Annotated in this window: 19 protein-coding genes and 2 pseudogenes; 12 read left to right on the top strand and 9 right to left on the bottom strand. The window is 68.4% G+C overall.

Going from position 1 to position 21,926, the window contains the following annotated elements; translation table 11 throughout:
* The first annotated feature begins 20 nt into the window (after nt 1-20).
* The 4 genes and pseudogenes from ACZ5VD_RS30845 to ACZ5VD_RS30830 all read left to right on the top strand — a co-directional run bounded on the left by ACZ5VD_RS30845 (nt 21) and on the right by ACZ5VD_RS30830 (nt 2,892).
* Nucleotides 21-425 (top strand): hypothetical protein, encoded by a 405-nt coding sequence (locus ACZ5VD_RS30845; RefSeq protein WP_468554078.1) that lies wholly within the window; start codon nt 21-23, stop codon nt 423-425.
* A gap of 48 nt (nt 426-473) precedes the next feature.
* Entirely contained in the window at nt 474-743 is a 270-nt protein-coding gene (locus tag ACZ5VD_RS30840) for a hypothetical protein (RefSeq protein ID WP_468554077.1), read from the top strand.
* A 323-nt stretch (nt 744-1,066) separates the two neighbouring features.
* Nucleotides 1,067-1,384: pseudogene (locus ACZ5VD_RS30835) on the top strand (catalase-related domain-containing protein); the annotation flags it as partial.
* A gap of 98 nt (nt 1,385-1,482) precedes the next feature.
* Complete coding sequence (locus ACZ5VD_RS30830; protein WP_468683983.1) at nt 1,483-2,892, top strand: IS701 family transposase; 1,410 nt, start codon at nt 1,483-1,485, stop codon at nt 2,890-2,892.
* A gap of 107 nt (nt 2,893-2,999) precedes the next feature.
* Here ACZ5VD_RS30830 and ACZ5VD_RS30825 read toward each other — a convergent pair whose 3' ends face one another.
* From ACZ5VD_RS30825 to ACZ5VD_RS30815, 3 genes are all read right to left on the bottom strand, one after another.
* Nucleotides 3,000-3,791 (bottom strand): class I SAM-dependent methyltransferase, encoded by a 792-nt coding sequence (locus tag ACZ5VD_RS30825; protein ID WP_468683981.1) that lies wholly within the window; start codon nt 3,789-3,791, stop codon nt 3,000-3,002.
* Between the two features lie 154 nt (nt 3,792-3,945).
* Nucleotides 3,946-5,064 carry an ACR3 family arsenite efflux transporter gene (gene arsB / locus ACZ5VD_RS30820; protein ID WP_468554074.1) on the bottom strand — a complete coding sequence of 373 codons (1,119 nt, stop codon included), beginning with the start codon at nt 5,062-5,064 and terminating at the stop codon, nt 3,946-3,948.
* On the bottom strand, nt 5,061-5,369 hold the full coding sequence (locus ACZ5VD_RS30815) for an ArsR/SmtB family transcription factor (protein WP_468554073.1): 309 nt from the start codon (nt 5,367-5,369) through the stop codon (nt 5,061-5,063). Before ACZ5VD_RS30815 ends, arsB begins: the two co-directional genes overlap by 4 nt.
* 94 nt (nt 5,370-5,463) lie before the next feature.
* On the opposite strand from ACZ5VD_RS30815, the gene ACZ5VD_RS30810 reads away from it, so the two are divergent.
* Nucleotides 5,464-5,886 carry an arsenate reductase ArsC gene (locus tag ACZ5VD_RS30810; RefSeq protein ID WP_468554072.1) on the top strand — a complete coding sequence of 141 codons (423 nt, stop codon included), beginning with the start codon at nt 5,464-5,466 and terminating at the stop codon, nt 5,884-5,886.
* A gap of 264 nt (nt 5,887-6,150) precedes the next feature.
* Nucleotides 6,151-6,570 (top strand): ATP-binding protein, encoded by a 420-nt coding sequence (locus ACZ5VD_RS30805; RefSeq protein ID WP_468554071.1) that lies wholly within the window; start codon nt 6,151-6,153, stop codon nt 6,568-6,570.
* A gap of 158 nt (nt 6,571-6,728) precedes the next feature.
* Here the strand turns inward: ACZ5VD_RS30805 and ACZ5VD_RS30800 are convergent.
* Nucleotides 6,729-7,196, bottom strand: a pseudogene (locus tag ACZ5VD_RS30800) (transposase); the annotation flags it as partial.
* A 338-nt stretch (nt 7,197-7,534) separates the two neighbouring features.
* Between ACZ5VD_RS30800 and ACZ5VD_RS30795 the strand changes: the two are divergent.
* The 3 genes from ACZ5VD_RS30795 (at nt 7,535) to ACZ5VD_RS30785 (ending at nt 9,981) form a co-directional block, all read left to right on the top strand.
* The gene (locus tag ACZ5VD_RS30795; protein WP_468554070.1) at nt 7,535-7,960 is read left to right on the top strand and encodes a DUF6003 family protein; all 426 of its coding nucleotides are present in this window, start codon (nt 7,535-7,537) and stop codon (nt 7,958-7,960) included.
* 742 nt (nt 7,961-8,702) lie between these two features.
* Complete coding sequence (locus ACZ5VD_RS30790; protein WP_468683979.1) at nt 8,703-9,407, top strand: hypothetical protein; 705 nt, start codon at nt 8,703-8,705, stop codon at nt 9,405-9,407.
* Between the two features lie 295 nt (nt 9,408-9,702).
* A complete protein-coding gene (locus tag ACZ5VD_RS30785) occupies nt 9,703-9,981 on the top strand; it encodes a GlsB/YeaQ/YmgE family stress response membrane protein (RefSeq protein WP_468554068.1) in 279 nt (92 codons plus the stop codon).
* Nucleotides 9,982-10,146: 165 nt separating this feature from the next.
* Here ACZ5VD_RS30785 and ACZ5VD_RS30780 read toward each other — a convergent pair whose 3' ends face one another.
* The 5 genes from ACZ5VD_RS30780 to ACZ5VD_RS30760 form a co-directional block, all read right to left on the bottom strand.
* Nucleotides 10,147-12,702, bottom strand: a complete 2,556-nt coding sequence (locus tag ACZ5VD_RS30780) for a CBM35 domain-containing protein (protein WP_468683978.1) — start codon at nt 12,700-12,702, stop codon at nt 10,147-10,149.
* A gap of 130 nt (nt 12,703-12,832) precedes the next feature.
* The gene (locus tag ACZ5VD_RS30775; protein WP_468554066.1) at nt 12,833-13,687 is read right to left on the bottom strand and encodes a carbohydrate ABC transporter permease; all 855 of its coding nucleotides are present in this window, start codon (nt 13,685-13,687) and stop codon (nt 12,833-12,835) included.
* Nucleotides 13,684-14,640: a carbohydrate ABC transporter permease gene (locus ACZ5VD_RS30770; protein WP_468554065.1), complete on the bottom strand. Its 957-nt coding sequence runs from the start codon at nt 14,638-14,640 to the stop codon at nt 13,684-13,686. Before ACZ5VD_RS30770 ends, ACZ5VD_RS30775 begins: the two co-directional genes overlap by 4 nt.
* A 73-nt stretch (nt 14,641-14,713) precedes the next feature.
* A complete protein-coding gene (locus ACZ5VD_RS30765) occupies nt 14,714-16,024 on the bottom strand; it encodes an ABC transporter substrate-binding protein (protein ID WP_468683976.1) in 1,311 nt (436 codons plus the stop codon).
* A gap of 110 nt (nt 16,025-16,134) precedes the next feature.
* Nucleotides 16,135-17,205 (bottom strand): LacI family DNA-binding transcriptional regulator, encoded by a 1,071-nt coding sequence (locus ACZ5VD_RS30760; protein WP_468554063.1) that lies wholly within the window; start codon nt 17,203-17,205, stop codon nt 16,135-16,137.
* Nucleotides 17,206-17,310: 105 nt separating this feature from the next.
* On the opposite strand from ACZ5VD_RS30760, the gene ACZ5VD_RS30755 reads away from it, so the two are divergent.
* From ACZ5VD_RS30755 to ACZ5VD_RS30745, 3 genes are all read left to right on the top strand, one after another.
* Nucleotides 17,311-19,536, top strand: a complete 2,226-nt coding sequence (locus tag ACZ5VD_RS30755) for a glycoside hydrolase family 36 protein (RefSeq protein ID WP_468683974.1) — start codon at nt 17,311-17,313, stop codon at nt 19,534-19,536.
* Nucleotides 19,537-19,849: 313 nt separating this feature from the next.
* Nucleotides 19,850-20,365, top strand: coding sequence for a hypothetical protein (locus ACZ5VD_RS30750; protein WP_468683971.1), 516 nt, complete (start codon nt 19,850-19,852; stop codon nt 20,363-20,365).
* 105 nt (nt 20,366-20,470) lie between these two features.
* Nucleotides 20,471-21,904: a flotillin family protein gene (locus ACZ5VD_RS30745; protein ID WP_468554060.1), complete on the top strand. Its 1,434-nt coding sequence runs from the start codon at nt 20,471-20,473 to the stop codon at nt 21,902-21,904.
* Nucleotides 21,905-21,926: the final 22 nt, after the last annotated feature.

The following is a 21,926-nucleotide window of genomic DNA, read 5'->3' as shown; positions in this document are numbered from 1 at the left end:
GACCCGACAGGAGGCAGGACATGGAATTCAGCCAGCCGGACCGGCTTTTCAAGGTGTGGGACTACTCGGTCACGCATCGGAGCCTGCTCCTGCGCAGCGACGCGTATCTCGGCCTTGAAGCCGGGCCGCGCATCGAGGTGTCCGCCGGCCATGTCGAGGCCATGTTCCTCCGCTCGTCGATGAGGGGACTGACCATCCGGAAGGTCTCCGCCGCCGACGAGGTGGAGGCGGTGGCCGAGCGGTACGGCATCACCGAACACCTGGACTACATGTTCTTGCTGGAGTCCGCCGACGGACCGGGCCTCATCGTGTCGGGGAACCCGTCCTGGGCCATGGCCGAATGCCCCGTCGACGCACCGTCCCTGTTCTCCAGGGCAGGGGAGGTCGACCGCTACCCCGGTGGCGTCATGAGGGGGATCGATTAGCAGGAACCAGCCGCTGCGCGGCGGTCGAGTCCAGTTCGAGGGATGGCCATGAGATCGTTCTCCGTCCAAGGGCGTCAGTTCATGGCCCTGATCATCCTGAGCGACCACAACGACTACGAGTCGATGGAAGTCGTCGAGATGATCGACGGCAAGCGGGAAGAGCTCCTGCTGGAGTTCCGCTTCGACGACGGTTCGGCCCGGCTGAGCTACATCCGTCCGGAGATCGACATCCCTCTTCTCAGGACTTCCCTGGACGTGTTCCGGGAGGAGTTCCTGGAGCCGAGGAAAGCGAGTGGCCTGCCCTGTCCGCCCTGGTGACAGGGTGTGACGCGGCGCCCTGCCGGGCCTCGCGGGACGAGTGAGACGACAGTTCCCCCGGAGATTTTTCCGGGGGAACTGTCCGTTGCGGGGCCCCAGGACCGGCAGGAATTCCGTCCAGTCGGCCACGGCGACGATCGCCGGAAAGGGCAGAGAGGATCTGGTGCGGATCGGAGTGGATGCGCGGCAGGGTGGTGAAGTTGTGGCGGGGTGGCGGCCAGGAGGTGGCCCACTCCAGTGAGCGGTCGTAGCCCCAAGGGTCGTCGACCTCGACTCGCTCGCCGACTTTGGCGCTCTTCCATATGTTGTACAGGAAAGGGAGGGCGCACATCGAGGTACCGGCCGAGGTCCCTGCCGCCCGCAAGATGTGGGACGCGCCGACGTCCTTCGACGGCCACTTCAGCCAGGCCCGGTTGTTCTGGCTCAGCATGTCTCCCACCAAGCGCGAACACATCGTCGCCGCCTACACCTTCGAGCTCGGCAAGTGCGGGGAGACGGCCATCAAGGAATGGGCACTGCAGGTGTTCGCCAACACCGACCCGGAGCTCTGCACGCGGATCGCCGCCGGTCTGGGTCTCCCGGTCCCCGAGGTGAGCATCCCGCCGGCAGTGGTCGAACCGAGCCCCGCGCTCTCCCAGTTACCGGTAGTTCGTTGAATCCGGTGGTGGTGCGGGTTGACGGTAGGCCAGGGTGGTCGTAGGCCGGTGGTAGGAGTCAACTGCCTGGCTGGGGGCTGAAGATGACCGCTCGCCGTCCGTGTCCGCCCGCGCCGGGACCATTGGAGGAGTACGCGGCCCGGTTCGACGACCTCTTCTTCAGCCTGGCCCAGCGGCGAGGGTTTCGCGAGTACCTGACCGGGCTGCTGGCGCCTCGGGAGCGGAACAAGACGATCACCTGCCTGGCGGGGGCGGAGCCGGTGACCGGGGCGGGCATGCCGGGGGTGCAGCGGCTGCAGTTCTTCCTGTCCGAGTCGCCGTGGGAGGGCGAGCGGGTCAACGACCGGCGGCTTGAGCTGCTGCGCGAGGAGCCGGCGACGGCTCCGCACGACGGTGGGGTGATCGTGATCGACGATTCCGGGGACCGCAAGGACGGCACGGCGACCGCGAACGTGGGCCGGCAGTGGCTGGGCCGGTTGGGAGAGACCGACAACGGCGTCGTCACGGTGACCACGGTATGGACCGACGGCCGCGTGTATGACCCGCTGCACGCGAGTCCTTACACCCCCGCCCACCACTTCGCCCGCGGCCGCTCCGACCCGGCGTTTCGTACGAAACCGCAGCTGTCCGCTGCTCTCGCGGCCCGTGGGAAGGAGGCGGGTTTCGGCTGCCGGGCGGTGGTTGCCGACTGCGCCTACTCCGTCAGCGACAATTGGTACCTCGCTCTGCGCGAGGCCGGCCTGGCCTATGTGGTCGCGCTCAGGCCGCACCGCGGCACCTGGGCCCGAGCCGACCAGCCGCACACTCCCATCGAAGCAGCCCACGCCCTGGCCTGGCACGATGCCAGGCGTCCCGGCGAGTGGACACCCGTGGAGCGTCACTTCCGTGACGGGCACACCGAGACCTGGTGGGCCGCCGATGCCCACTTGAGTGGCTACGGTCCCGGCTCACGCTGCCGTCTGGTCGTGGCCACCACCGACCCGGCCACTCTGCCACCGAAGGCCACCTGGTATCTGGCCACCAACCTGCCCCACCCCGACGCACCCCACGCCACCACCGGCCCCCACCCCTCGGCTGACCTCGCCGAAATCGTCCGCCTCTACGGCCTGCGGCCCTGGATCGAGCAGAGCTACAAGCAGGTCAAGGACGAGCTCGGCTGGGCCGACTTCCAAGTCCGCTCCGACCGTGCCATCCGCCGCCACCAGACCCTGGTCAACTGCGCCTTCTCCTTCTGCTGGGACCAGTGGTTCACCCCATCCGGACCCCTGGATCCCATCGCACCGGACCCGTGCCCCGACGACCGGCCAGAGAGGGGGACCAAGCGAACCCCACCCACCCCAACTGCCCTGCTGGCCCAGGGCATTACGTTCAGTCCGCGCATGGCTCACCCCCGCCGCCACCCTGAACCGATGGTGGCTAGCCTGGACGGACAAGGACCCGCCCGCCGAGCTCCAGGCCCTGATCCACGCGGTCACCAACGGACACGGCATTGACCTCTACCGCCGCATTTAACGAACTACCGGTAGTGGGGGTCGGCCCGGCACAGCGCTCCACTTGGCCATTCGGAGACACGGCCGTCTCGGACGGCCCCACGGCTGGGTCAACCCGGCTTGACCGCCAGCGTCGCAAAATAGTTCGACATGTATTGAGCGGATGCGTTGGATTGGTGCGGCGCTTCCGCGAAGCCGGTGAGGACGAACCCCGCGGCGAGTTGCCCGCCGATCTGGTCGGTGAGGGCGTGGCTGTATTCAAGAGGGGCATCCGCGCCGAACTTCGTGGCGCGTTCCTCGGCGGAGTACTGCGTGACATCGCTGTAGGGCAGTTTGTGCACGACGATCAGCTCGCCGCGCTCGTCGAGCGCCTCGTGGTCGAACAAGTACGCATCAGGATTGAGGAAGCCCACGAGCAGAGTTCCGCCCGGTCGCAGGACACGGAAGCACTCAAGCCACACCGGTGCCAAGTCTGGTACGAAGAGGTTGGAGACCGGATGGAATACGACGTCGAATGCTGCGTCGCCGAAGGCGCTGAGGTCGCGCATGTCGCCCAGGACGGTGCGCAGCTCAAGTCCGTCGCGCGCCGCCACCATCTGGTCCTGGCCGAGCTGGCGGGGTGAGTTGTCGAATACGGTGACCCGCGCCCCTGCGGCGGCGAGGATCGGACCCTGCTGGCCACCGCCGGAGCCCAGGCACAACACGTCCTTGCCGGTCAGGTCTGTCGGCAGCCAGGAGCGGTCGACTGGCTCACGCCCGATGAGGACAATCGACCAGTCGCCCATGCGGGCGCGCTCGACATCCTCAGCACTCACCGGCCTCGACCACTCGTTGCCCTCTTGGACACACTTGTCCCAGGCTGCCCGATTGTGGGCAACGGGGTCGACAACAATGTCCTGCACGTTTAACTCCCTGCTACAGCCAAGCGGACACCCGCGGTACTGACAGTTCGGTGCCGTTAGCCAACACGACTGCAGGGTGCGGGCTCAACGAAATTAGCGGGTCACGCGGCCGGGTGGCCCGCCGGCTCTCCGGTCACCACATCCGCGTGCTGCGTCACGGGGCCGTCGTCACCGCATCGGGGGCGAACCTCTTGCGCCAGGCGAGCGCGACGTACACCAGCCCGATCAGCACCGGCACTTCGATGAGTGGGCCGACGACGCCGGAGAGGGCCTGGCCGGAGGTGACGCCGAAGGTGGCGATGGCGACCGCGATGGCCAGCTCGAAGTTGTTGCCCGCAGCCGTGAACGCCAGCGTCGTGGTGCGGTCATAGGCAAGACCCAGGCTCTTGCCGAGCAGGAAGGTGCCGAAGAACATGATCGTGAAGTAGACCAGCAGGGGCAGCGCTATCCGGGCGACGCCCAGCGGCTGAGCAGTGATCGTTTTACCCTGAAGGGCGAAGAGGATGACGATCGTGAACAGCAGCCCGTACAGAGCCCACGGGCCGATCTTCGGAAGGAACTTCGCCTCGTAGTCGGTACGGCCCATCTTCTGCTCGCCGATGCGGCGGGTGAGGAAACCGGCCAGCAGCGGGATGCCGAGGAAGATGACGACGTTCAGCGCGATGTGCCCGACGGACACCTCCAGGCCGTGGCCATCGCCCAGGTTCAGCCAGCGCGGCAGCAGGTCGAGGTAGAACCAGCCCAGCAGGCCGAACGCCAGGACCTGGAACACCGAGTTCAGTGCGACGAGGACGGCCGCGGCCTCCCGGTCTCCGCACGCGAGGTCGTTCCAGATGATGACCATGGCGATGCAGCGGGCCAGGCCGACGATGATGAGGCCCGTACGGTACTCGGGCAGGTCCGGCAGGAAGATCCATGCCAGGGCGAACATCAGGGCCGGGCCGACCATCCAGTTGATGACCAGCGAGGAGATCAGCAACTTCTTGTCGCTGGTCACCTGGTCGAGCCGGTCGTAGCGGACCTTCGCCAGGACCGGGTACATCATGACCAGCAGGCCGAGGGTGATCGGCAGGGAGATCCCGCCGATCTCGATCTTCGCGAGCGCGTCGTTCATGCCGGGAATGAGGCGTCCCAAACACAGGCCGACGGCCATGGCCAGCAGGATCCACACGGCGAGGTAGCGGTCGAGGGTGGAGAGCTTCTTGACGATCGAGTCGTCCCCGGCCGGGCCGGTGCCTTCGGCGGAGGCGGTGGTGGGCTCGGAGGAGGTCACGGGCAGGCCCTCTTGTTCACGGAAGCGGTACGGGCGGAGGCGGCGAGCGCGGCGAACTGCTCGGACAGCCCGGCCAGGACCTCGGGCTTGAGCTTGTAGTAAATGAAGCGGCCGCACGGCTCGGTCTCCACCAGCCCGGCCTCGCGCAGCACCTTCATGTGGTTGGACAGGTTGGTCTGCTTGGCTCCGGTTTCCTCGACGAGGTGCGTCGTGCAGAGTGTCTCGCGCGCCAGCAGGGTCACGATCTTCAGGCGGAGTGGATCGCCCAGTACCCGGATCACATCAGGATCGACTGAAGTCAGCATGCGCTGATATTTTCACACCGTCGCTCGCTGATACCAGCGGGGGCTGAGTCATTGGCGGCTGGGTTCCGCCATGCGACGAGGGAGAACGATCACCATGGCCGACAAACCGTCCGTCCTGTTCGTCTGCGTCCACAACGCCGGCCGCTCCCAGATGGCCTCCGCGTGGCTGACCCACCTGGCCGGAGACCGCGTCGAGGTTCGCTCCGCCGGATCCAACCCCGGCCATCAGATCAACCCGGCCGCCGTCGAGGCCATGGCCGAAGTCGGCATCGACATCTCCAAGGAGACGCCGAAGGTCCTCACCATCGACGCGGTCCGGGAGTCGGACGTCTGCGTCACCATGGGCTGTGGCGACACCTGCCCCGTCTTCCCAGGCAAGCGCTACCTGGACTGGAAGCTGGAGGACCCGGCCGGCCAGGGCGTCCAGGCAGTGCGCCCGATCCGTGACGCGATCAAGACGATGGTCGAGGGCCTGATCGCCGAGATCGCTCCCACGAAGCCGGAGGCGACGGCGTGAGCGAGATACGCGAGGTCGTCATCGTCACCTCCGGCCCCGCCGACTACACCGCTGCCCTCACCCCGCCCGCGCCCAGCTGAGGTCAAGACAGCTCAGTGCGACAGTGGGCGGGCGCTGTCAAGTCGGTCGGTGGCCTTCGCGGTTGGCGATCACCGGGACGGGGCATCACGACGGAACGACACCAGCCGCGCACCACATACTCCGGCCCCGGTGAGCGACCAGCGCGCGGGGTGCCGGTTGTCCTAGGAGGGGAAGTGATCCGCCATGCGTACGCATCGGCGTACCCATAGGCGTTCCGTACGAGTGGAGTACCTGCTGCCCGACGAGGCTGCAGCGCCGGGGAGGGCGCGGAGGCTGACCACCGTGTTCCTCACCCGGTCCCGCCACCGGATGGCGCAGGTGGATGCCGGGCACATCGACGACGCGAGCCTCATCGTGTCCGAGCTGGTCACCAACGCCACCCAGCACGGCCGCAGTGCCTGCCGTCTGCGCCTGCAGGTGTCCGACGAGCGGGTGACCGTCGAGGTCTACGACGACAACCCGAACCAGCCCTGTGTGCGGCCGTTGACCGCCGAGGCCGAAAGCGGGCGGGGCCTGGCCATGGTGCTGTGCCTGGCGCAGCGATTCGATGTCACCCCGGTCAGCGGGGGCGGCAAGAGAGTGCGCGCGGTCCTGGCCATCTGATTCCAGGGCATGGGCGTTGATCGCGCCATCGGTGTCTGGTGCACCGCACGGAGCGTGCGACCGACCGGAGTAACACAGGGTCGTCACAGAGCCCGGAATTCTTACGGAGCACCAAAGGGCGAGATCACCGCGGTCGTCGTGGGTATCAGCCACGGCGCGACGTGCTCCAGGTGGGTCTGGACCTCGCCGGTGGGCAGCCCGTTCGCGGCCAGCGAGATGACCATCTCGGCGAGGCCGGGCAGGCGTTCTTGCCGTTTCCTGCCGACCTTTGGTTCGAAGGAGCCGTCCCGGTCACGCGGCACGGTTGTCTCCACCGGCCCGACATCGGGCACAACGTTCTTGGAGCGTTTGCCGTTGCGGGAGTTGCCGCCGTCCTTGCCGGCCGGATCGTGCTTGTCATAGCCAAGATGATCGGTGATCTCGCCCTCAGAAGCGGACTCCAGCAGTCCCTTGGTCACCTGCTGCAGCAGTCCGCACTCGCAGGCCAACTGCAGGTCCTTGGCCTGGGCCCGGTCGACCAGTTCGTCGATCAACTGGTCATCCACGGCCTTCGCCGACACAGCCGCTGCCGACACGACAGCCTCCTGCTCGGCCACGTTCTCACTGACCGTCGATGCATCTTCCATGATCGGGAGTTACACCGAACGTCTCTACAATCCCAGTGTCCGCTTGCGCGAGAGCATCCTGCCGTTGAGCTGGCCGTAGGGGATCACTTTCGCCGAGTCAGAGTGCCAGGACGGCACTCACCCCTTGCCTTCGCAGCAAGCCAGTGACCAGGTGCGGGATCTCGGCCATTCCGAAGCCGCGGGTGTTCGGGAGGAATCCTGGCGAGAGGCAGGCGTACGTGAGACCGAGCCGGACACCCACGCGGGTGAGTTGGCGATTCCCTTGGGTCGGAGTGCCTCCGGCGGGTATTGGCATCACGTTCGTGTCCAAGTCTCTCCGAGAGAGTGGTGCCGTAGCTATGGCCGATGATGCCTTGCTGTTCGTCCTCCCCGAGCGCCATCCGCGTCTGGGCGCGGCCCTGTCCGCTGTCGGGGGGTTGGAGTGTGCCGAGACTCCTGCGGTGCTGGGGTGGCTGCACGCCCACGGCGTCCCCGTCTCCTCCGAGTGCGTCAGGATCGTCCCGTCCGGAGCCGAGGTGCTCATCCCCGAGGATGCAGAGCGCCTGCCGGTCCCTCTGAGCGAGGAAGAAACCCTGCGGGTGGAGCACGCGTGTGCACCCCAGTCCGTGACGGACATGGAGGCCGAGTTGCTCTGCTTCCGGGACACCACCCAGGACTGGCAGTCCCTGGTCCATCGGGCGCTCACCTCCGGAATTCCCGAGCCGCGCATCGTGCAGCTCACCGGTTTGGACCCGCAGGACATCGTCCAGGCTGTCGACGGCTGATTCCCTGCCGATTTCACGGGACTCAGGGCTGGTGGAGATCATCGAATGTTCAAAACTCCTGGAGGCGGCCCGGGGTGCGGCCAAACGGAGGAGGCAGCTCCGGCAGTGCCGAGCACGTGGCGTTCGCGAGCTTTACCCAGGCGCTGATCTATCTGGCGGACCTGCAGTGCGAGACGCTGCAACTGCTGACCGGCCGCGGACTGGACGCCGCGGGCGAAGCAGGCGGTGAGGAAGCCGGGATCAAGATCGAGGATACGCTGCCGGGCCGGGCGTTCCAGTACGGGCAAGCACTGCCGGCGAGTCCGGCATTGGTCTGCGTCCGACTGCCCACGCCCGGTAGCCCCCTTCCCGTCCCGCCCTGGCGGGATACTGGACAGCCATGTCGGAGGTCCGGCTCACGGCGGGCAGCGGCCGTATCGGCGAACACCTCGACCGCGGAGTCCAGCCCCGTCAGCTCCAGCAGCCGGCACACCTGCGTGCCGGGACCGGCCGGCCTCAGCCGACCCCCCAGCGCGGCGGTACGCCGAAACGCGTACGTAACGAGGCGGGGCCGATTCCGGTGTCCGACGTGTTCGCGGCAGGCGTCGGCATCACTGTCACCTCCGCTTCGGCTCGACGTAGGGTTGCGGATGCACCCGGCCACGCCCGTTCTCAACTACCGCTGGCCGCCGCGGTAAGTGCCGCCAGCACCGGAAGCGCTCTGGTAGGGCTGAAAAGCTCAGAATCGGGGCACACGGCGAACATGGACACTGACCCGCTGGACGGTCCGTCCACGACAAGCGACGCCACACGGCCCCCGCGGACACACGGGCAAGAGGTCGAAGAGCAGCAACGGGCGGCCGACGAACGGGGCCGCGCCGCTGACGTCCGCGAGGTCACGGCCGATGAGCGGGAGGCCGCCGGCGACAGACGGGACGCCACTGCCGATGAGCGGGAAGCCGTTGTGGACGCGTGGCAGGACCAGCTCGCCATTCAGGAGAGCCGCCTGGACTCACGGCGTCGTGCAGCGGGGGCTCCGGCTCCCAGCGTGCGGAGGCGCTCGTACGAGCAGATCGACCGGGCCCAGGGTCGGTTGGCGGCCGGCCAGGAGCGTCTGGACCGCGGCGAGGCGGCACTGCGCCGGACGGATGCGGCGGACCTGCGGGAACAGGAGACCATCGACCGGGAGACGGACGTCTCCTCCGCGCAGATGGCGGCGCGGGGCCCGGTGTCACTCACGGTCCTGCAGGCCAGGGCCGAGCGGCTTCGTGAGCAGGCCGCAGCGGCGGCCGAGGCACTGAGCAAAGCAGAGGACGACCTGGTCCACGAACACGAACAGCATCACCGAGCCCAACAAGCGGCCGAATGTCGAGGCCGCGCCACGCAGGCCCGCACCGCGGCCGGCATCCTGCACGACATCACCAAGCCGTCCGACGGTGAGGACGGCACCTCGGTACTTCCCCGCTGACCAGCGTGGACACCGGCGTCGCTGAGCACTGCGTCTTTCGGGAAACCGGCACCACGACGGCCCAGCCCGGCACCCGGTCGGGAGCGCCGTGTGGCCACCGGTTCCACGGACGTGGCCTGCGTGGCCGTCCGGTCCGTACGTCCACCACAATGCCTGCAGCCGCGGGGTGGGCACGGCGCGGGGCCACCGCGAAGAAAGGGTGACGGGGCTGGTGTACGGAGAGGGCGTTTGGTCGGGCGTATTCGGTGTACACGATGAGCTGACAAGGCCTTTATCCGAGGAAGCGGAGGAAAGCGTGGGTATCATCGCGTGGATCGTCATCGGCTTGCTCGCCGGCATCATCGCCAAGACCCTGATGCCGGGCAAGGACCCGGGCGGCATCATCGTCACCATGCTCATCGGTATTGTCGGCGGTCTGCTCGGTGGCTGGCTCGGCAAGGTGATCTTCGGCGTCGATTCCATCGACGGGTTCTTCGACATCTCGACCTGGATCGCCGCGATCGTCGGCTCCTTCATCCTGCTCGCTCTCTACCGCGTCGTCACCGGTAACCGGCATTCGAGCCGTCACGCATGACCCGCTGACGGCAGTACGTGTGCAACGCGCTGGACGGCTCCCCCTGTTCGCCAGGCCGGGAGCCGTCGGTCTGCCAGGGAGCAACAGTGAGGGGCCTTGGCGCCGCGGCTTCCTGGGCGGAAGCCGCGGCGCCGGTTCGAGCAGGGGCTGTTGTGCGCGGTGCCGTCAGTCGTTCAAGGGCGCGACGGTCACCTTGTCGATGTCGGGTGCGTATGCCGTGGAGTTGGCGAAGGTGATGGTGTTGACGCCGGTCTTGAGGGTCACCGGGACCGGCAGGGCCCAGAAGTTGGACCAGCTGTAGGAGTTGCGGAACATGACCGTCTGGGAGGTGTCGTTGACGGTGATGTCCGCTGCCCGGGAGATGACGTTGGTGTTGTAGTTCCCTGAGCCGGCGACCTCGTTGTTGGCGTAGCGCACGTTCATCACGTAGCGCCCGGCCGAGGGGGCGTTCACCTTGAAGGTGAGGGTGTTGCCGGTACCCAGGCCGATGTGGCCGACGTACTTGTCGCCGGAGGCCCAGGAGTTGCCGGAGACCGACGCGGTCCCGGCGGGGGTGGCGTCCTCGGCCTCGTAGGCCTTGGCCCCCGAGGTGCTGACCACGCCGGTGACGCGCAGGTCGCGCAGGGTGAGGCTGCCGCCTCCCGGGACGCCGGCGGTGATGCGGTTGTTGCCCGCCGACAGGTACAGCCGCAGGGCCTTGTCGGTCACGCGGCCCCGGGTGGAGGAGAGGACGGCGGCGCGGGCGCCGTCCAGACTCAGGGTGGCGTCGCCGGTGGCGGCGTAGTCGGCGTGCACGGTGTAGTAGCCGTCGGCCGGGGCGTAGACGTCGAACGCGGCCTTGTCGCGGCGGTCCAGGACCAGGGCGCCGGCGCCGCTGATGCCGGAGGCGCTGTAGTCGTACGACGGGGATCCGGTGATGTCGGCGTAGGCCGCGGGGTAGACGGAGTCAGGGGTCCTGGACGTGGTGAGGTCGATCTTGTCGAGGGTGACTTCGTTCGTGCCCTTGGCCAGGGTCAGGGTGTGTGTGCCGGCGGTCAGGGACACGGGTGTGCTCGCGGTGGCGCGATAGGTCCAGTTGAGGGTGGACCCGTAGGTGAGGGTCTGGGGCGAGCCGCCGTCGACCGTGAGGGTCTGGGTGGCGGGTCCGCCGGACTGGTTGCCGTAGAAGACGTCCAGATCGTAGGTGCCGGTCTTGGGGACGTCGACGGTGAAGGCGACCTTGCTGTCGGACTGGTTCAGGCTGCCGACGTCCTTGGTGCCCGAGGTGGCGAAGCCGTAGGGGTTGGTCACCGAGCCCTGGGAGTAGACCGTGCCGCTGGTGATCGTGGCGTTCTCCGCCTCGTACGACGTGGCCCAGGGCAGGCTCGTCGCGGTGGGTGAGCCGCTGCCGGCCGGGTTGACGGTGACGCGGTAGGCGGACATGGCGTCCAGGCCGGCCAGTGGCACGTCGACGCTGCCGTTCCTGGCGACCTTGCTCGTGGTGCGGGACACCACGCTGGGCGCGGCGGCACCCTCGTAGCCGCTCCAGCCGATGCGCTCGACGGTGACGTTGACCTTCTTGCCGAAGCGCGAGGGGACGTTGCGAATCACGGTGTCCACGGTGCCGGAGGTGCCGCCGAGCAGGACTTGGGCCTGCTTGCGGCCGGTGTCCAGTGAGGCGATGCCCTGGACGGTGTCGATGGTGTTGGGCTGTGGCGGGTCCAGTTTGACGGTCTTGCCGGTCAGGCCCGCGTACCAGCGCAGCAGCCACCAGGTGCCGTTGGGGATGTTGGTCTGGGCGGCGTTGTCGTTGAGGTTTCCGGCGATGTTCCAGTACGCCTGGTCGGCGTAGACCTTGTTGCGCTCGAACATCGACATCCACTGGACCATTTGTCCGGGCACGGACTGGTCGCGCCGGTTGCCGTACTCGTTGATGCTGACCGGCCGCTTGGTGATCCCGGCGTTTTTCTCGATGGTGCGGTAGTCGGCGAGGTGGGACTCGAAGTCCTTGAGGGAGTCCGGGCCCAGTTCGTGCCAGGTCGTGATGTCCGGGAGCACCTTGTTGGCCTTGGCCCATGGGTAGAAGTCGCCCATGAGTTTGCGGTCGTAGTGGGTCTCGTTGGGGCCGGCTATCCGGGCGTCGGGGATGATGGAGCGGATTTTTTTGTAGACGGTGGTCCAGTCGCTCTGGAACGTGGCCAGCGCGCTCGCGTACTTGGCACTGTCTGAACTGCCCAGATCCGGATACCAGATGCCGTTGGGTTCGTTGAACGGCACCCACACGAAATCGTCCGCGTCGGGGCGTGCGGCGACCTTGCGGACCATGGTGTCGACCTTGGTCAGGTAGTCGCTCAGGCCGAGGTTCTCGTACGGCCACTGGGCGTAGATGTCCTGCATGTAGATGTGGACCTCGCCGCCGCCGTTGCGGTCGTATCCCTTCTTGATGGTGAGGGCGTCCCCGTTGGGGTGCTGGGCGCCGTCGGGAGCTTTCTGGATGACGGTGGTCATGTGCAGCGGTGCGACCAGCTCGTCACCGGGGACGCCGTCGTCGCTGAGCCCGTACAGCGTTCCGTTGGCTCCGTGCATCACGTCGCCGGTGGTCTGGCCCAGGTCGACGGTGATCCGTGGGGTGGCGGCCTGGGCGGACGGCACGGTCACGGCCGTGCCGATCAGTGCGGCGGTGAAGGCGACCGCTCCCATGAGGCGCGCGGTGCCGCGTGATCGGTGAGGGGTTCGGGGCATGTGTGTCCTCCGCCTCCCGCGTCGTTGCGGGAGGATCGTGAGTGGGCCCGGGGAACCCGGGTGGGCCGGGTGACCCGGAGGTGAGGGCCGGGGCGCGCGCGGGGAGTCACGCCCCGGAGCTGGTGAGCGGCTACTTGACGGCGCCGCTGGTGATGCCGGCGACGATCCGGCGCTGGGCGATGACGAAGACCGCCACCATCGGCAGGCTCATCATCACGACGTAGGCGAAGATGAGGTGCCAGTTGTTGAGGTACAGCTGGGCGTTGGCGACCTGGTAGAGGTTGAGCGGGAGCGTGGCCTTGTCCCCGCCGCCCAGCACGAAGAAGGCGTAGAAGACGTCGCTCCAGGCGAAGAGCATCACCATGATCGTCGCGGTGGCGATGACCGGGCGCAGGAGCGGAAGGATCACCTGGAAGAAGACCCGGGCCGGGCCGGCGCCGTCCATGCGCGCGGCCTCCTCCAGTTCCTCCGGGAGGTTTCGGATGAAGCCGGTCATGAAGAAGATCGACGTGGAGAGGTACATCCCGGTGTAGACCGCGATCATGCCGAGCTGGGTGCCCGCCAGGCCGATCTGACGGAGCTCCATGACGATGGTGATGACGGCCGGCGGGAGCAGCAGGCCGCTGATGCTCAGTGCGTACAGCGTGCCGGCCAGGCGTCCCTTTCGGCGGGCGAAGACCCATGCGGCGCCGGCGCCCAGTAGCAGGACGAGGACGACGGAGGGGACGACGACCAGCAGGCTGTTGACGAATCCCTGGACGACCTTGCCCTGGTCGAAGGTCTGCTGGTAGTTCTCGGTGGCCTGCAGCTGGTGCGGCAGGGAGAGGTTGGGTTTGATCGCCTCGGCCTGGGGCTTGACGGAGGTCACCGCGACGAGCCAGAGCGGGATGCCGATGGTGACGGCCGCGACCAGCAGGACGGCTGTGGGCTGCAGCCAGCGCGGGGCGCGGCGGCGCAGGGGAGTCAATGCGGTGGCGGCGCTCACTGGTTGATCTCCCTCCGGCGCAGGCCGACGATCACGGGCACGGCGAGGACGACGACCACGAGGAAGAGCACCAGGCTCATCGCGGACGCCTGGGCGTACAGGCCCTGGCCGAAGATGCGGAACATGTAGATGTTGAACACTTCGGTCTCGCTGCCGGGGCCGCCGGTGGTGGTGGCCTGGACGATGTCGAAGGTGTTCATGGAACCGATCAGAGCGGTGGTCACGTTGAACGTCACCGCGGGCGCCAGCAGCGGGAACCGGATCGACCAGAAGGTGCGCCAGGCGCCGGCCCCGTCGATGTGGGCGGCCTCCAGTACGTCCCCGGGCATGCTCTTGAGACCGGCCAGGTAGATCAGCATCGCCAGGCCCATCCACTTCCAGCCGTGGATGAGGGTCACCACGACCAGGGTCCACGTGGTCGACCCCAGCCAGGGGGTGTCGACCTGGTGTCCGGCGAGGGAGGACAGCACGCTGTTGAGCGCCCCGTCCTGCGAGAGCAGGGCCCGGAAGATGTAGCCGACGGCCAGGGCGGAGATCAGCACGGGCAGGAAGAACACGGTGCGGAAGAAACGGTTGAAACGGGTGTCCCGTTCCAGCAGCAGGGCCAGGCCCAGACCGAAGCCGTTCTGGAAGAGGGCCACCAGGACCGCGTACTGCAGGGTGATGCGGATGTCGCGGGCCATCGAGCCGTCGTTGAGGATGGTCTCGAAGTTGTCCAGACCCACGAAGCCGATCTGCGGGTGGAACGCCGACCAGTCGGTGAACGGGTAGACGAAGTTCAGCAGGTTCGGCAGCAGGAAGAACAGGCCGAACACGGCGAGCGCGGGAAGCGCGAACCACCACGGCTGGTCGGCCTTCTTCCGAGTGCGCTCGCGCCGCCCGCGACGGGATGAGCCGCTCTGGTCCTTCGCACGTGTGGGCTCGATGACGCCCCTGGTGGCGGTGTCCACCACTTTCTACCTCCGGTTGCGGGCCCCGGGTGCGCCGACGGACGGCCCGGGGAAGGGGCTGGCGAAGGGACGCCGGTCAGAAGCCGGAGACGCCGCGCGCCTTGAGGACCTGCTCGAACTGGTCCTGAGCGGCCTGGGCGACCTGCCCCGGGGTCTTCTTGCCGTAGATCATGTCGGCGAGGGCGAGGTGGATGTCGGGTGCGGTCAGGGCCTTGACCTGGAAGACGCCGGTGGCGGTGGACAGCGCCTTGGCCTGGGCGATCGCGGTCTGCGGCAGACCGTCGGGGTTGGGGACGGACGGTTGCACCGACACGAGCTTGTTCGCCTTGATGTAGGCCGGGTAGTCCTGGCCGAGCCAGAAGGAGAGGAACTGCCGGGCGGCGTTCTGCCGCTTGGTGTCGCCGGTCTTGAAGGCGACGACGCCGTTGGTCTGGTCGGGGGAGTACTCGGCGCCGGCGGCGCTGTTGGCGATGGGGAACCAGCCCAGTTTCTCGTCCATCTCCTTGGTGCTGGAGGTGGCCTGTATCTGGGCCTGGAGCGAGGTGACGTTGAGGGCCATCGCGGCGCTGCCGTCCATGATCGCCTTGCCCTGGTCGACGAAGGTGGCCGTCTTGTAGTTCTTCTGGGCCAGGCCGCCGTCGAGGACCTTCGTCTTGTACTTGGTGATGGCGTCGACGATGACCTTGTTGGTCCAGCTGTCCTTGTTCTTGTTCAGGTTGTCCCAGAAGGTCTGCGGCAGGTCCGTCATCTGGACCTGAACCTGCCATTGCAGGGGCCACTTGTCGCCGCCGACCTCGAAGAACGGGGCCGTGCCCGTCTTGGACTTGATCTTCTTGGCGGTGGCGAGGAGGTCGTCGTAGCTCTGGGGCATCGAGGTGATGCCGGCCTTATCGAAGACGTCCTTGTTGTAGTAGACGCCCAGGACCGCCGGGCTGGTGACGATCGCCGCGTAGCGGTGGCCGTCGACCTGGCCGAGGCTCTTCTCCGTCTTGCCGAGTGTGGAGACCCAGGTCTCCTTGTCGAGTTGGAGCAGGTTCTGCTGCGGCTGGATGAACGGCAGTGTGCTGCCTGTGGGTTGCCAGAACATCAGGTCAGGCTTGACGCCCGAGGCGAGCTTGGTGGGGACGTTCGACTCGTAGGGGTCGGGGATCACCTCGGTGTTGATCTTGGCGCCGGTGGCCTTCTCGAACGCCTCGATGGCCTGCTTGGGCTGTCCGACGCTGTTCTGGGCCGTCCACATGGTGAGCTCGACGCCCTTGAGGTCCGCGGTGGGGTCGACCGATCCCTCGGGTGCGGTGCCGGTGCCGCCGGCGGTGCTGTCGCTGCAGGCGGTGGCGGTCAGCCCGAGCAGACAGGCGGCGGCAAGGACGGAGAGGGCTCTTCTCATGGCGGGATCCTTGGTCGTAAGGGGAAGGAGGCGGAGCGGTTCTGCCAAGACGGGTGCGGGCTGCGGGGTGGTGACCTGGGGAGACGGTGAGCGTGAGCTGCCGGTGCGGCTCATGTCTCTCGGGAGCTCGCGCTCTCGCGAAGGATGAGGGCGGGTTCGGCCGGCACCGGCGCGGGTTCCTGCTGTTCGGTGTCGAGCTGGGTGCGCAGCAGCCCGAAAGCGGTGCGGCCCAGCCCCTGGAAGTCCATGCGGACCGTGGTGAGGGACGGTGTGACGAACGCGGAGTGCGGAGCGTCGTCGAATCCGATGACGCTGACGTCCTGCGGAACGCGCCGGCCCGCGTGGTGCAGGGCCCGAAGGACACCCAGTGCCAGGTCGTCGTTGCCGCAGAGGATCGCGGTGACGTCCGGGTCCCGGGCGAGTTTCTCCCCGGCCTCGTATCCGGCCTGGGAGTCCCACCCCTTGCCGGACGGCTCGGGGGCGGCGACACCGGCCGCTTCCAGTGCCTGGCGCCAGCCCTCGGCACGCGGTCCCACCGAGCTCCGGGTCCCGGTCGAGGTGGGAATCGCCACGTAGTGGACGGTGTCGTGTCCGAGCGCGAGGAGGTGCTCGGTGGCGGCACGGGCCGCCTCACGGTCGTCGGCCCACACGGCGGGAAGCCCCGGTGACTGTCCCTGGGGCGGCGCTTCCACCACCGCCGCGCAAGGCACGTGGGCCGGTACCCGCTCAAGGGCCGCTGCGCCGAGCCGGTCGAAGCCGATGACCACCAGCCCGCCACCGGCGTCGGCGGCCGAGGCGATCGTGCGGTCCAGATCGTCCTCGGGGGTCAGGACGCGCACACCGAGCGTGTAGCCCACGGCGCGGGACGCCTCCTCCAAGCCCTGCAGGGTGGCTGCGTAGCCGTAGAGAACAGTGTTCGACGTGAGGACCGTGACCGACCGGGTCACGCCGCTGGCCAGCGCGAACGCGGTGGCGTTGCGCCTGAAGCCCAGGGCGCCGATGGCTTCCTGCACCCGCTTGCGTGTCTCGTCCCGGACGTTCGGGTGGCCGTTGATGACCCTCGAAACGGTCTGGTAGGAAACGCCGGCCGCCTGGGCGACATCGCGGATACTGGCAGCCTTCTGCTGCCCCTGTGGGGGGTCGGCGCGGCTGTCCGACCTTGTGTGACCGGTCACATGCATGCGAGGATTGTGAGCGGTCACAACGTGGGCGTCAAGAGACCGTAACCGGGGGATTACCGCCCCGGAACATCTGCCGGGGTTGCCCGCCCTCACCGCCGGGTGTGAATGTGCAGATCAGCTCCACGAGAACCAACCGCAGGACCGAACCATCCCGGAAGGGGAATCGCGTTGACCGCTGCCGTCGAAGCTGCCGAGGGATCCCGGCTCTGGTCGCATCCGGAACTCGGCCTGCACGCCGTCACGGACGCCACCGGCGCGGTGAGACTGGGCAGACCCGGCCAGGACTGGGCCGGCCTGGTCCCCCTGGTCGAGGTCACCGCCACCGGCCACGGACGCATGTGGTCGGGAGAACGCTTCATCGAGACGGCCATCGGTGACCGCCTGACCTACGTGAGCCATGAAACGGTCCAGGACCACGGCCAGGAGCGTACGACGATCCGGCTGGCGGACTCCGCGACCGGCCTGACCGCCGACGTCATCCTGGAGGCCCGCCGGGGCAGCCATTCCCTGCGGGTCCGGGTGCGCCTGGCCAACGAGGGCGGCACCACCCTTCGGCTGGAGAGCGTCACCACCCTGACCCTCGGCGGCATCGTCGATGCGGACGGCGGTCTCGACGACCTGACCCTGCACTGGGCGGACAACGACTGGCTCGCCGAATGCCGTTGGCGGCAGGACGCTTTCCGCAAGCGGGTCGTCCCGCTGAGCCGGTCCGCCCACGGCCATGAAGGCCGTGGGTGCTTCGAGCGGTACTCGCAGGGAAGCTGGTCCACCGGCCGCCACCTGCCCGTGGCCGGCCTCACCGACACCGGAGGCCGCGCCTGGCTGTGGCAGATCGAGTCCAGCGCGGGCTGGCGCTTCGAGACCGGTGAACGCGAGGGCGCCGCCTACGTGGCACTGTTCGGCCCCGACGACGCCCACCACCAGTGGCACCACAACCTGGCCCCCGGCGAGGAGTTCCACACCGTCCCGGCCGTCCTCGTCCACACACAGAGCGGCGGACTGGACGCGGCCTTCGGCGAACTCACCGACTACCGCCGGAGCATCCGCCGCGACCATCCCGACCACCGCGCCCTGCCGGTGATCTACAACGACTACATGAACACCCTGATGGGCGACCCCACCACCGAACGCCTCCTGCCGCTGATCGAGGCAGCCGGTGCGGCCGGTGCCGAGGTGTTCGTGATCGACGCGGGCTGGTACGACGACGACGCCCAGGGCTGGTGGGACGCCGTCGGCGCGTGGGAGCCCGCCGCCCGCCGCTTCCCGGGCGGCCTGCTGGAGGTCCTGGACGCCATCAGAGCCCACGGCATGACCCCGGGACTCTGGCTCGAACCCGAAGTCGTCGGCGTACGCAGCCCCCTGGCCCGCACGCTGCCGCCCGAGGCGTTCTTCCAGCGCGGCGGCCTGCGCGTCACCGAGCACGGACGCCACCACCTGGACCTGCGCCACCCGGCCGCCCGCGCCCATCTCGACGAGGTCGTGGACCGGCTGGTCGGCGAGTGGGGCGTCGGCTACCTGAAGCTCGACTACAACATCAACATCGGCCCCGGGACGGAGAATGGCTCCGAAAGCCCGGGCGCCGGCCTGCTCGGGCACCACCGTGCCCACCTCGACTGGCTGGCCTCACTCCTCGACCGGCACCCCCATCTCGTCCTGGAGAACTGCGGGTCGGGGGGCCTGCGCATGGATTACGCGCAGTTGGCCGTGGCTCAGCTGCAGTCCACCAGCGATCAGCAGGACTTCCTGCGCTATCCGCCCATCGCCGCCGCGGCGGCCACCGCCGCGACGCCGGAGCAGGCCGCGGTCTGGGCCTATCCCCAGCCGGACCACACCCTCGACGAGATCGCCTTCACCCTCACCGGGGCGCTGCTCGGCCGTGTCCACCTCTCCGGGTTCCTCAACCTGATGAACGACGAGCAGTTCGGCCTCGTCCGCTCGGCGATCTCCGTCTACAAGGAACTCCGGCCGGAGCTCGGCGGCGCGCGGCCGTTCTGGCCTCTGGGGCTGCCCGCCTGGGAGGACACATGGATTGCCCACGGACTGCGAGGCCAAGGGGCCACGTTTCTCACCGTCTGGAGAAGGGAGCCGGGCACCGTCGAAGCACCCACGCCAGGCGGACACGAACGGAACGGATCCACCGACACCGACCGCATCCTCACCATCCCCCATCTGCGCGGCGTTGACGTTCAGCCCGTGGTCCTGCACCCCGTGACAGCCGATGCCACCACGAAGTGGGACGCGGACGCAGGGCGGCTCACCGTCTCGCTCCCGCGTGAGAACACCGCCGTCCTCCTCCGCCTGAACTCGCTCACGGTCGACGCGGCGCATTGACTTCCGCCCCCTCCTGGAGGAAAGGGATTGCCACGGCTCGCGCAGTAGGGGCTTCCGCTTCCGGAGAGGAACTCGCGGCTGGGCCGCGCCGCGAGTGAAGAACGCCCGGTTCATCGGCTGGGACGTCGCTGTCGACATGCCGGAGCGCAAGCGCTGCCGCGCCCGGCGTTCGCCGTACTCCGGCCGGGCGGTGCGGAGACCGGCATCAACGGGGCATGGACATTGCCGGAACCAGGCAGTGTTTTCCTCCGGGCCCCGTGTGAGTGTTCACCTCACCGGCGCGGTGACAGTGGGGGAGAGGCGGTGGACGCGGATGACCTGGTTTCTGGGTCTCGGTATCGCAGGAGTCGTCGTCCTCGTGCTCTCCCTCCTCTTCGACGGTGTCCTTGAGGGCCTCTTCGACGGCGTCGACGCGCTCGACGGTCTCTTCGACGGCTGGCTGTCGCTTCCGGTCGTCGCCGGGTTCGTGTCCATGCTCGGCTTCTCCGGCGCGATCGTCATGGGATCCACCGGGCTCGGCGCGATCGGGGCCACCGCGATCGGAGTGCCCGCCGGAGCCGCCACGGGCTGGCTCGCCTACCGGCTTGGCCGCGCCTTGCTGAGCGACGGGTCCGGTGCCGCCCCGCGCGACGACGACCTGATCGGCGCCGCGGGCAGCGTGGTCACGGCCATTCCGGCCGGCGGCTACGGCGAGGTACTGGTGCACCGGGCCGGGCAGCCGGTGAAGCTCGCGGCGAAGAGTCCGACCCCGGTGGCGCGAGGCGCCGAGATCTGGGTGGAGGAGTCGCTGTCGCAGACAGCGGTCTCCGTACGCCCCATCGATCGCTGACCCGCCGCGCACCCCACACCATGGGCGCCGAACACCGGTGCTCCGTCACCCCCATGTACTCGTATCGATCTGCCGTCCCCTGGGAGGGCTGAGGGGAGAAACGTCATGAGTCCAGTCGTCTTCGCCGTCATAGGAGTGGTCGTACTCCTGGTTCTGCTCGGCCTTGTCGTCGTCACCCGATACAAGGTGGCGGGTCCGAGCGAGGCGTTCATCGTCACCGGCCGGCGCGGCAAGCAGGCCACCGACCCCGAGACCGGCCGGGTGTTCACCGACAACAGCGGGCAGAAGGTCGTGGTCGGCGGCGGGGTGTTCGTCGTGCCCTTCGTGCAGCAGAAGTTCACCCTCGACCTGTCGTCCCGGCACATCCCGGTCGCCGTGCGCGGCGCCGTCACCCTGCGGGGCGTCAAGGCACACCTGGAGGGTGTCGCCATCGTCAAGGTGGGCGGCACCGAGGAGTCGATCCGCGCCGCCGCGCAGCGGTTCCTGATGCAGCAGAACGGCATCGTCGGCTTCACCCAGGAAGTGCTCTCCGGCGCACTGCGGGCCATTGTCGGCCGGATGTCCGTGGAGGACATCATCCGCGACCGCGCCGTGTTCGCCGGGCAGGTCGCCGAGGAGGCCGAGGCCAGTCTCTCCGGGCAGGGCCTCGTCCTCGACGCCTTCCAGATCCAGGACATCACCACCGAGGGCTCCTACCTTGAGGACCTCGGCCGCCCCGAGGCGGCCCGCGCCAAGCAGGAGGCCGACATCGCCGAGGCCGTCGCCCGCCGCGCCGCCGAGCAGGCCCGGCTGAAGGCCGAGGAGGAGATCGCGATCGCCCAGCGGACCTTCGCGCTGAAGCAGGCCGAGATCAAGGCCGAGACCGACGAGGCCGGCGCCCGCGCCGCGGCCGCAGGCCCGCTGGCCGAGGCCGCTCGGCAGCAGGAGGTGCTCGCGGAGCAGGAGAAGGTCGCCACCCGGCAGGCTGCGCTGACCGACCGCGAACTGGACACCAAGGTGCGCAAGCCCGCCGACGCCGCTCGCTACCAGGCCGAGCAGGAGGCCGAGGCCCGTCGGATCGCGCTGGTCAAGGAGGCCGAGGCGACCGCCCAGCGGGCGAGGCTGACCGGTGAGGGTGAGAAGGCGCAGCGCGCCGCGCTCGCCGACGCCGTACGCATCGAAGGCGAGGCGGACGCCGCCGCCATAGGTGCCAAGGGGTCCGCCGAGGCCGAGGCCATGCGGAAGAAGGCCGACGCCTTCGCCCAGTACGGCGACGCCGCCGTACTGCAGATGCTGGTGGAGGTGCTGCCTCAGGTCGTCGCCAAGGCGTCCGAGCCGCTCAGCGCGATCGACAAGATGACGGTGATCTCCACCGACGGAGCCGGCCAACTCCCGCGCACGGTCGCCGACAACGTCGCCCAGGGCCTCGAACTCCTCGGTTCCACCACCGGAGTCGACATCACCGAGCTGCTGAAGGGCATCACCGGCCGGGGCGGCGGTGCACAGGCCGCGACGACGGCACCCACCCAGGCCAACGGCAAAGTCGAGATCACCGGCTGACGCCGACAGCGACCGGAGAAGC

Source organism: Streptomyces sp. NPDC032822 (genome assembly GCF_055578825.1).
The sequence above is the reverse complement of the archived record's forward strand: the minus strand, read 5'-3'. Positions and strand labels throughout refer to the sequence as shown.